Annotated in this window: 7 protein-coding genes; 3 read left to right on the plus strand and 4 right to left on the minus strand. The window is 71.1% G+C overall.

Annotation, left to right across the window (positions count from 1 at the left end):
* The first annotated feature begins 220 nt into the window (after positions 1 to 220).
* Positions 221 to 1,525 (plus strand): NAD(P)/FAD-dependent oxidoreductase, encoded by a 1,305-nt coding sequence (locus K2X24_RS02020; RefSeq protein WP_292494183.1) that lies wholly within the window; start codon positions 221 to 223, stop codon positions 1,523 to 1,525.
* Between the two features lie 55 nt (positions 1,526 to 1,580).
* Here K2X24_RS02020 and K2X24_RS02025 read toward each other — a convergent pair whose 3' ends face one another.
* From K2X24_RS02025 to K2X24_RS02035, 3 genes are all read right to left on the minus strand, one after another.
* Positions 1,581 to 4,067: a bifunctional diguanylate cyclase/phosphodiesterase gene (locus K2X24_RS02025; RefSeq protein ID WP_292494184.1), complete on the minus strand. Its 2,487-nt coding sequence runs from the start codon at positions 4,065 to 4,067 to the stop codon at positions 1,581 to 1,583.
* Between the two features lie 305 nt (positions 4,068 to 4,372).
* Complete coding sequence (locus K2X24_RS02030) at positions 4,373 to 4,948, minus strand: PilZ domain-containing protein (protein ID WP_292494185.1); 576 nt, start codon at positions 4,946 to 4,948, stop codon at positions 4,373 to 4,375.
* A gap of 272 nt (positions 4,949 to 5,220) precedes the next feature.
* Positions 5,221 to 6,138 (minus strand): cell envelope integrity EipB family protein, encoded by a 918-nt coding sequence (locus K2X24_RS02035; RefSeq protein ID WP_292494186.1) that lies wholly within the window; start codon positions 6,136 to 6,138, stop codon positions 5,221 to 5,223.
* 174 nt (positions 6,139 to 6,312) lie between these two features.
* On the opposite strand from K2X24_RS02035, the gene K2X24_RS02040 reads away from it, so the two are divergent.
* Together K2X24_RS02040 and K2X24_RS02045 are read left to right on the plus strand one after the other, a co-directional pair.
* Positions 6,313 to 6,855, plus strand: coding sequence for an OsmC family protein (locus K2X24_RS02040; RefSeq protein WP_292494187.1), 543 nt, complete (start codon positions 6,313 to 6,315; stop codon positions 6,853 to 6,855).
* Between the two features lie 92 nt (positions 6,856 to 6,947).
* On the plus strand, positions 6,948 to 8,492 hold the full coding sequence (locus tag K2X24_RS02045) for a sodium:proton antiporter (protein WP_292494188.1): 1,545 nt from the start codon (positions 6,948 to 6,950) through the stop codon (positions 8,490 to 8,492).
* 232 nt (positions 8,493 to 8,724) lie between these two features.
* Here K2X24_RS02045 and K2X24_RS02050 read toward each other — a convergent pair whose 3' ends face one another.
* Complete coding sequence (locus K2X24_RS02050) at positions 8,725 to 8,967, minus strand: hypothetical protein (RefSeq protein ID WP_292494189.1); 243 nt, start codon at positions 8,965 to 8,967, stop codon at positions 8,725 to 8,727.
* Positions 8,968 to 9,023: the final 56 nt, after the last annotated feature.

A 9,023-nucleotide genomic window follows, 5' to 3' on the forward strand; every position in this document is an offset into this window, starting at 1 on the left:
TCTGGCCAAAGGTTCTGGCTATGCCCGTGCGCGGGCGCAAGTGCGGGCCCTCCCTTCCCCGGCCGTTCCGCCGGCGCGGGACGACGATTCGCGGCGGCGATCCTGGACACCCGAGTTTTCTGGCGTGTGACGAGATGAGCGACCGGCGGCGTGGTGTCGCCGGCCACCGCCCTCTGCTAGGCCCGTCACCACCCTTCAGACAGGAACGAGACCGTCATCCATGAGGACGTCCCGCCCCGAGCACGAACGCTTTCGTCCGAGCATCGCGCCGCGGCTGGCGCCCCTGCCCGACGATCCCGAGGTCGTCGTCGTCGGGGCGGGCGCCGCCGGCATCGGGGCGGCGCGCGCGCTGACGGCGCGCGGGATCCGGGTGGCGGTGCTGGAGGCGCGCGACCGGGTCGGCGGACGCCTCGTGACCGTGTCCCTGCGGGGCCACGCGGTCGATCTCGGCGGGCACTGGCTGCATGCGGGACCGATCAACCCGCTGGTGCGGCTCGGCACCGCGCGGGGCGAGCCCCTGCGGGTGGCGGCGCAGGACAGCCACCTCTGGGTCGGGCGCCGGCACGGCCGTCCGGCGGAGGCGGCGGCCCTCGGCCGCGCCTTCGCGGTCGCCGACCGGGCCATGAGCACTCAGGCGTCCTGGCCGGGGCCGGACCGGGCGGCCGCCACCGCCCTGCCGCCGGGGCTCGGCCCCTGGGGCCGCCGGGTGGAGCGCGTCCACGGCCTCGTCTCCGGGCAGGGACTCGACCGGGTCTCCCTGCAGGACTTCCCCAGCATGGAATACGGCGACAACCGTTTCATCGCCGGCGGCTACGGCGGCTACCTCGCACGCCTCGCGCAGGGCCTGCCGGTCGCCCTCGGGACGCCGGTCACCGGCATCGACTGGGGGGGCCCGGGCGTGCGGGTGAGCGCCGGGCCCCGCAGCTACGCGGCCCGGGCCGTGATCGTCACGGTTCCCACCATGGTGCTGCGGGCCACCCCCCTCTTCACCCCCGCCCTTCCCCCGGAGGTCGAGGGAGCGATCAGGGGATTCACGACCGGCATCTACGAGCACGCGGTGCTGCACTGGCCCTCCTGCCCGTTCCGGGGGGCGGACAGGCTCGCGAGCCTCGTGGGTGGGCGGGACGCGAGCCCCGGCCTCCTGACCCGGATCGACGGCACCCCGTTCCACTTCTTCGAACTCGATGCGCCCATGGCCGCCGCCCTCGACGCCCGCCGGGCCGGGCCGGACGGGGTCCGCCGCCTCGTGCGGACGACGCTCGCCGCGCATTTCGGCGCCCGCGCCCTGCACGACCTGAGCATCCCGGCGGTGAGCGATTGGCGCCACGACCCGTTCGCGCGCGGGTCCTGGGCGGTGGTGCCGCCGGGCCATGCGGGTGCGCGCGCCGCGCTCCAGGCCCCCGTGGCGGACAGGGTCTGGTTCGCCGGTGAGGCCCTGTCGAGCCTGCAATGGGGCACCGCGGGGGGCGCCTACGAGGAGGGTTTGCGGGCGGGCGAGGCCGTGGCCGACAGGCTCTCGGCCTGACGCCCGGAACTTCCACGGCGCCGGGCGGACACGGTCGCCCGCCGGCATCGGGCCCTCAGGCCACCACCTTCCGGAAAGTGACCGGCAGGATCGGGAAGATCTCTCCGAACCGGACCGGAAGATGCCCGATCAGGTGAGGGATCGCGTCGGCGGGCCGTCCGGGACTGAACAGGAAGCCTTGGATGTCGTCGCAGCGGCTCGCCTTGAGCATCTGCGCCTGCTCCACCGTCTCGACGCCCTCGGCGGTGACGGTGATCGCCAGCTTGTGCGCCAGGGTCAGGATCGCCTCGATGATCGCCAGGCACTCGGGCCGGCTGCCCATCTCCCTGATGAAGGAGCGGTCGATCTTGATCTTGTCCACCGGGAACCGGATCAGGTAGCTCAGCGACGAGTAGCCGGTGCCGAAATCGTCGAGCGCCACGCGGATGCCGAGGGCCCGCAATTCGTTCAGGTTGCCGATGGTCGTCGCGTTCATCTCGAAGAACACGGATTCGGTGACCTCGATCTCCAGGCGGTGCGGCGCCAGGCCACTCGCGCGCAGGGCATCCGTCACGTCGGCCAGGAGGTCGGTGTTCCGGAACTGGATCGGCGAGATGTTCACGGCGAGCCGGATGTCCGCCGGCCAGCGCGCCGCCTCGCGGCAGGCCTGGAGCAGCACCCAGCGGCCGATCTCGGTGATCAGGCCCGAGGCTTCCGCCACGGGCACGAAATCGGCCGGCGAGACGGTTGCGCCGGACTGGCGGGTCCAGCGCAGCAGGGCCTCGAAGGTGCGGATCCGGCCGTCTGAGAGACCGACCAGGGGCTGGTAGTGCAGGCTGAACTCGCCCTGCACGAGGGCGCGCTTGAGGTCGGCCTCCAGGTCGCGCCGCAGGCGGACCGAGATCTCGAGGTCCGGCGCGAACAGGCTGACCTTGCCACGGCCGTTGGCCTTGGCCCGGTAGAGCGCGAGATCGGCCTTGCCGAGAAGCGCCTCCGGGCTCTGGGCATCTTCCGGAGCCCGCGCGACGCCGACACTGGCGCCGATCTCCACCTGGACCCCGCCGAGGGTGTAGGGCGCGCTCAGGATCTCGATCAGGCGTTCGCCGAGGGCGACCACCTCGGGCTCGCTCCGGGAGGCGATCAGGATGGCGAACTCGTCGCCGCCCAGGCGCGAGACCAGGGCGTCCGGAGGCACCGCCCCGGTCAGCCGCTGCGCCACGCGGGTCAGCAGCACGTCGCCGAGGGCGTGGCCGAAGGTGTCGTTGACGAACTTGAAGCCGTCGAGGTCGAGGTAGAGCAGGGCGGAGGGGCGCTCCTGCAGCGCGCCTGGGGCGCAGGCCTGGGTCGCCGCGTCGTGGAACCGAGCGCGGTTGGCGAGCCCGGTCAGGGAATCGTAGCTCGCCAGGTAGGCGATCCGCGCCTCCGACTGGCGGGTCTCGCTGATGTCGGAGCCGACGCCGCGAAAGCCGAGGAAGTGCCCGTCCCGGTCGATGATCGGCTTGCCGCTGAGACGCCACCACCGCGTCGTGCCGCGCATCGTGACTTCGACCACCCGCTCGCGGAACGCCTTGCGCTCCGCCATGAGGGAAAGAATCTCCGCGATGTCGTCACCCATCGGGCGAGGCCGGCGCGTGCCGACGAACAGGGCCTCGAAGGGGGCGTTTCGCAGCGCGGCCACGGACTCGCCGGCGACCTGCGCGATTCGCTCGGAGACGTGCTGGAGGCGCCCCTTCGCGTCGGTCTCCCAGAGCCAGTCGCTCGTGTTCTCTTCGAAATCATGCAGGAGCAGGCTGATGGTCTCGTTCTGCTCGCCCACCCGGACCCGATCGAGGATCCGCTCCCGCGACAGGCGCGACATGCGCCCGGCGGTGACGATGACGAACAGCGCGTAGATCAGCAGCAGGACAGCCACCGTCCGGGCCGCCAGACCACCCGCACTGAACAGGGCCCCGAAGCTCGCCAGGGCGATCGGCACGGAGAACAGCAGGCCGAGGCCGCGAAAGGCCCCGAACGTATAGGTCGTGGCCAGGAGACTGGTGCAAAGTCCCACCACGTACATCTTGTGCGTGGTGTCGGAGGAACCGAAGAGCACCGGCGGCATGGTGCTCCAGGCCACGCTCAGGCTCAGGGCGATCAGGGCGGCCAGCCGCCGGCCGGTGGCGATCTCCGCCTTTCCCGGACGCCGACGGCGATAGCTCCGTGCCCCGAAGGTGGCGATCGCGGACGGCAGGGCGACCCCGAGGAACAGGGCCGCCAGGTAGAGCGGGCTCGCCTGATCCGTGAACAGGAAGAACACCGTCGCGGCCATCATCGTGTGGAGCAGGGCGATGGAGGGCGCGAGGTCCAGCGCGTCGTCGAGATGTGCGGCTCGAACTTCCAGCTCGTAGCGGTCGGAGATCGGATCTCCGGCCGGATCCGGATCTGCGTTCGAAAGTGGCGCGGCAGCCGGCTCGCGCACCGGATCGTCGGCCCGGCGGCCCCAGGCCGGCTCGGGCATGCGCAGCAGCGCGGGCCTCAGCCCCGCAGGGACCGCCGCCACGGGCGAAGTGGGAAGGGACGACATCGACGCCACCGCCTCAAGCGGCACGGCGTGTCGGACCGCTCCCGGGGCGTTCCGAGGGCGCGGATCGGTGCGCCGCAATCGTCGTGGTCGTGTCGTCCGAGCGCCGCATCGTAAAGGTCACCGGCTAAGGGTCCGGCCGGCAGGCTAGAGACTGCCTTTTGAAAGAGTCTTAATCGCACGCCCGTCCGCCAGCCTAGAAGTTGGATTCTCGAAAGCCCCGCCCTTGAAAGTTAGGTCCTCAAAGGGCTGAGGACGCAGACCGGCCCGAGCGGGCACACGCCCATTCAGCCTGGGTTCCCGGCCCCCTACAGGCTGACATGCGGGCCGATATTCTCGCGCGCCAGGGGCTCGAGGAAGGCGGCGCCGATGCCGTCCTCGAAGCGGCGCGCGACCGTGGCAGGGGTGCGGCCAAGGGTGATCTGCATGCCGGGTTCGAGGCGGATATCCACTTGCAGGGCAGCGCCCGAGGCGGAGACGTTGATGAGCCGGCCCGGGACCTGAACACCCGAGGCCGTCGTCACGAGGATGTCGGGGCGGTCCGGCACGAAGCGCGGATGAACGCGGCGCGGCGCCAGATCACGGTCCTGGTCCTCGGCGAGGTCCAGCAGGCGCCGAACCATCACGGGGATCGCGACGTCGGCGCGCCTGACACGGGCGACGAACGCCGTCGTGTTGCGGTGGACGACGAGGACTTCCAGCGTGCCCGCATGGCGAAGGCTGCAGGTCAGCGTCTCTCCGAGGCCGGGGATCGAGGCGGCGCGGAAACGCAGCCCCGCGACGGACAGGTCCGTCGTCACCGCGTAGAAGTCCGGCCTGTACCGGCTCCAGCAGAGTGCCGGCAGGATCAGCCGCGTGTGATGTCCGTTGAGGGGATCGTCCATGTGCCGCCTGGAGTTGCAGGCAGACCTAAGATCCTTTTCCTCGGAGATTTCTTTAGGGAAGTGCGGAGAATTTGAGTGATCGCCGGCATCCCATGCATCGAACGCACAGATCGCGCTGCCGCGAGCGGGTGTCCCGCAGGCAAGCGCCGTGACGATCCCGCGTCACGCCGGAAGGCGGCGATGCGCATCGCGCATGGCGCGGAAACCCGTCTGTCGCCCGATCGGCGCCGACTCCTCGGACCGGCCACGCGGACGAGGCTCCGGGCCGAGCCTCAGGGCTGGCAATCGCTCGCCGTCGGCATCGTCTCGAGCCGGGTCAGATCACCGACCACGGCGAACTCGCCGTAATTGAGCCGCAGCGCACCGCTGACACCGTTCTCGTAGAGATCGAAGCTCAGCACGTAGATCGGTGTGCGCTCGCCCTGGCCCGGGATGTAGTAGCTCAGGGTCACGGGCCAGCGCGGCAGGGCAGCCATCGCGCCGTCCCGGAGCGGCTTGTCCCGATCGCCCCCCTTGTCTCCGGACGCCGGGCTGCTTCCCGGGGCCGGGCTGCTTCCGGGAACCGGAGCTTGGCGCCCGATGACCGCCAGGGTGTCGTAGACCTTGCGCCCGTCGTCCGAGCCGTCGAAGACCTTGACGGAGACCGTGCTCAGGCCATCGCGCGCCGCCTGGATCAGCCGCCGCATGTGGACGGTGGGGAACAGGATTTCGCCCGTGTCCTGGAACTGGTCGCGCTTGGGCTCCTTCAGCTTGACCTTCAGGAGGTCGGGCGCCGCCTCGGCCGTGCCGTCCACGGACTGGCCCGGCGTGCCGTTGAGGACCGTGCTGGTCTTGAAGCGGTAGCTGCGTCCGTCGCCGCTCTCGAAGGTGGTGTTGCGCAGGTCGGAAGTCCGGCTCCCCGTCTCTCCGCTCTCCAGCACCGTCACCTGCCGGGTCTGCATCGTGTAGCCCTTGCAGGCATCCCCCGTAAAATCGATGACGATGCGCCCGCGCGCACTCTCCACGGCCCGCGTGCCGCTGCTCTCGGCCAGGGAGAGATCGTACACCGCCCGGTGGTTGGCCAGCGAGATCGGGGCGGCGGCGCCCGCCGCGTTCGCGCAGAGCAGGATACCGGCGACGCCCGGACACACGGCGCTCCGGAACGCGATCGATGCCTTCGCCGCACGGGCAAGCACGCTTGAACGATGCATGGACTCTCCTGACAGAACGGGCCCGACGGGTGCGGACATCCGCCGGCGTCCCTTCAGATAGGGCATGGGGCCGGGTCAAGCGAGGTTCGCCGGCCGCGGGACGCGCCCTAGATTTCCCCGTGCCGGAACCAAGAACAATCGACGGCAAGACCAATCGACGGGAAGGATATGCCGATGGATGCCGATACCCTGCGCTCGCTCCAGGCCCCGATCAAGGACCGCTACCGCACCGCCCCGGACTCGGCGGTGGTGACCCTGCGGGCCCGGGGAAGCCTCGACGACACCGCCATCGCCTGCAAGGTCGAGACCGGCCGCGCCCTCGCGGTGGCGGGCCTGCACCCGGCCACCGGCGGCTCCGGCGCCGAACTCTGCTCGGGCGACATGCTGCTCGAGGCGCTGGTGGCCTGCGCGGGCGTGACCCTGAAGGCGGTCGCGACCGCGATCGGCGTCGACCTGCGCGCCGGCACGGTGAGCGCGGAGGGCGACCTCGATTTCCGCGGCACCCTCGGGGTCGACCGGCAGGCGCCCGTGGGCTTCCGGGCGATCCGACTCGCCTTCGCCCTCGACACCGACGCCCCCCAGGAACAGCTCGACCAGCTCCTGAAGCTGACCGAGCGCTACTGCGTCGTGTTCCAGACCCTGAACCACAAGCCGGAGCTGGCCGTCGCGCTCGTCCGACCTTCCGCCGCGCGGGACGCCACGTCCGCGCAGGACTGATCCGCGCCGCCGGTTTTCTCCATCGGGGTCCGTGATCCCGGTGCTCCGCCCGGCGCCTCGCCCGGGCGCCGCGATGGTGTGCTTTCGACGACATGATGATTTTCGAGTGGATCGTCGGCGTTCTGTTCGGCGCCGTACTCCTGGCGGGCCTCGCCCGGCGGTTGGGCGCCCCCTATCCGGCGTTCCTGGCGCTGGGCGGGATCGGCCTCGCCTTCGTTCCGGCGGTGCCCAACCTCGTCCTCGATCCGGACCTGGCCCTGGCCCTGTTCCTGGCGCCGGTCCTGCTGGATGCGGGCTACGACACCTCGGTGCGGGACCTGCGCACCCATTGGCGGCCGATCGCCGGGCTCGCCTTCGGCGCCGTGGTGGCGACCACGGCGGCCGTGGCCCTGATGGTGAAGTGGCTCGTGCCCGACATGCCCTGGGCCGCCTGCATCGTGCTCGGCGCGGTGGTGGCGCCCCCCGACGCGGTGGCTGCCCTCTCGGTGCTGCGCCACGTCTCCCTGCCCCATCGCCTCACCACGATTCTGCGCGGCGAGAGCCTCCTCAACGATGCGGGCTCGCTGCTGATCTACCGCCTCGGCGTCACCGCGGCGGTCTCCGGCACGTTCTCGGTCGCCGAGATCGGGCCGACCTTCGTCGTCGGCATCCTCGGCAGCCTCATCGCCGGGCCGGTCCTCGCCCTCCTCTACAGCGCCGCCACACGCCCGGTGGCCGATGCGCCGAGCGTCATCGTGCTGCAGTTCGTGGCCGCCTTCGGGATCTGGATCGGCGCCGAGCACGTCCACCTGTCGGGTGTGCTCACCGTGGTCACCTTCGCCATCACGGTGGCGCGCATCGCCCCCGGACATACGCCGCCGCGCACCCGCATCGTGTCCTACGCGGTCTGGGACACGGCGGTGTTCGTGCTCAACGTGCTCGCCTTCGTGCTGATCGGCCTGCAGATCGGTCCGATCCTCGAGCGCCTGACCCACGCGCAGCAGGTCTCCTACGCACTGGTCGGCGCCGCGGTGTTCCTCACCGTGGTGGTGGTGCGCTTCCTCTGGGTCCTGCCGACGGCGCACCTCGCCCGCCTCGGCGCCGACGGCACCGAGACGCGCGACCGCGGCCTCTCGGCCGGCATCGCGGTGTCCTGGGCGGGCATGCGCGGGATCGTCACCATCGCGACGGCGCTGGCCCTGCCCGACGGCGATCCGGGCTTCCCCTACCGCGACCTCATCGTGCTCACCGCCTTCTGCGTGATCATCGGCACGCTGACGATCCAGGGGCTGAGCCTGCGCCTCCTCCTCGGCCGCCTCGGCCTGGAGGACAACGACCCCGTCGGTCGCGAGATCGGGCACGGCCGGACCGAGGCCTACCGCGCCGCCCTCGAGACCCTGAAGGATGCCGAGGACGCTCCCTCCGAGGCCCTGCGCGAGGAGTTCCGCGTCGCCCTGGAGCAGGCCGAGGCCCGCGACACGGGCTTCGCCTCAGAGACGCTGCCCGCCGACGCCGCACGGCGGCGGGCCATCGAGGCCGCCCGCGACCGGGTGCTGGCCCTGCGCCGCTCCGGCGACATCGGCGACGACGCCTACTACGTGCTGGAGGAGGAATTCGACTGGGCCGAGATGAACGCGACCCCGCGCGGGGAGAATTGAGAGAACACCATCCTGGATCTAAGCGCCGAAGGCGGAGGCGTTGGCTCCAGCCAGCGCGGCGGGTCCGCTAAACGGCCCGATGGCGATCCTGCACCTTGCCGGCCTCCACCGTCGCGCGCGGTATCGGCACGCGTATGGCGGTCGAAGATCGTCGAGGCGATCGTCAGGGCGGTCAGGCAGGCCACGGACATCCCGGCGATGATTCCCGCCGCCTGAAGCGCGTACCCGTACGTCATGGCGCGCACTCCTCGGCTCGAAAGAACGTCAGCACGATCTGTCCGACAATACGTGAGGACGCCGCTCCGAAAAGCAAAATCCATCCGCCATCGGCCAGGACATCGTCGTGCTTGCCCGCGATGGGATTGATCAGCGCCGCCGCAAGCGTGACGATGGCCACGGAGGTGAACGGGGTCGCGACAAGCTTCACGCGCTCGTTCCAGCGCTTGGCCCGATGTTTGAGATCACCGGTCGGCATGCGGGGGCCGGCGCGCGCCGCCCCCGACGCTCAGCCCACCACGCCGAGCCGCCCTT

This window comes from Methylobacterium sp. (genome assembly GCF_019750675.1).
Classification (GTDB): Bacteria; Pseudomonadota; Alphaproteobacteria; order Rhizobiales; family Beijerinckiaceae; genus Methylobacterium.